We start from the raw sequence: 1,322 nt of genomic DNA on the forward strand, positions 1-1,322 counted from the left end.
ATAAATTTTATTTGCAACCCCGACTGGTCGGGATGAATATGGATTGAATTGACTCCGAAAAGATTTTTGTATAACACATTAACGACAAGAAAAATTACTATAAATGGAGAGAGTTTTTTAAACCATCTATCCGTCTGGCTTATTCCATTGGTGATATAGTAAACTGCCCAAATCAGAGCTAAAATTGCAATTATTATTGAAAGTATTCTTAAGAATGTTGGAAACCTAAATATATATTCTTCTTTTTTCATTTAACTTCTTCTTTTTTTATTTAATTAATTCAACAATCTTTTTGACATTTTGAGATTTTTCCTTTCTACATATTAAAAGAGCATCTTTAGTATCTACAACAATCAAATTCTCAACTCCAGCAAGCCCGATAACTTTTTTCTCATTTTCACATAATACATAACTATCTTTAGAATTTAAATCTATAATATTCCCCGAAAAATAATTTCCCTTTTCATTTTTGGGCATCATATTATAAACAGCTTTCCAGCTTCCAATATCGTTCCAGTCAATATCAATGGGTAGAACAGCAGCATTTTCTGCTTTTTCCATCACACCGATATCAATCGGGATGCTTTGCAAATTCTGGTAAATTTCTTTAATTCCTTCAATTTTATTTTGTAACCAGAGTGTTTTGATTTTTACAAGTTGATGATATAAATCAGGCATATATTTTTCAAAAGCATCAAGTATTGAACTGAATGTCCAGAGAAACATTCCACTATTCCAGGAGAAGTTTCCTGACTTTACAAATTCTTTAGCGGTTTCCAAGTCTGGCTTTTCCTTGAACTTTTTTACAGCAAATATATTAAACTTTCCATCACCAACTTTTTCTCCAGATTCAATATAGCCATAACCTGTTGTGGGAAAAATAGGTTTAATTCCGAAGGTAATCAGATTTTCATTTTCTCTGGCAAACTTTGCAGCGAATGAAACTATCTCAAGAAATTTTTCTGGCTTTCCAATGTAGTGGTCCGCTGGTAGAACTAACATAGTTTCATCAGCAGCATATTTATCAGACAGCAAAATCGTTCCAAGTCCGATACAAGCTGCTGTGTTTCTCCCCAAAGGTTCTGCAATGATATTTTCTACAGGAATTTGTGTCAGATGTTCTTTAACCAATTCTGTTTGCTCACAATTCGTAACAACATAAATATCTTTATAATCCACTTGAGGTAGGATTCTATCTACGGTTTGCTGAATCATAGACCTTTTGCCCAGGATATTAAGAAATTGTTTTGGTTTGCTTTTGGTGCTAAGTGGCCAAAAGCGAGTTCCTATACCACCTGCCATTATTAGTGCTATCATAGTTT

At 32.9% G+C, this 1,322-nt stretch carries 2 protein-coding genes; both read right to left on the reverse strand.

Features of this window, described 5'->3' with window-relative positions; all coding sequences use genetic code 11:
* Positions 1 to 251 (reverse strand): hypothetical protein (locus U9R23_04690; GenBank protein ID MEA3475721.1); only part of this gene is annotated, 251 nt, incomplete at its 3' end.
* Positions 252 to 267: 16 nt separating this feature from the next.
* The coding region (locus U9R23_04695) for a mannose-1-phosphate guanylyltransferase (protein MEA3475722.1) at positions 268 to 1,322 on the reverse strand (1,055 nt) is incomplete at its 5' end.

The sequence above is a fragment of the Candidatus Cloacimonadota bacterium genome (assembly GCA_034722995.1).
In the GTDB taxonomy this organism is placed as follows: Bacteria; Cloacimonadota; Cloacimonadia; order JGIOTU-2; family JGIOTU-2; genus JAGMCF01.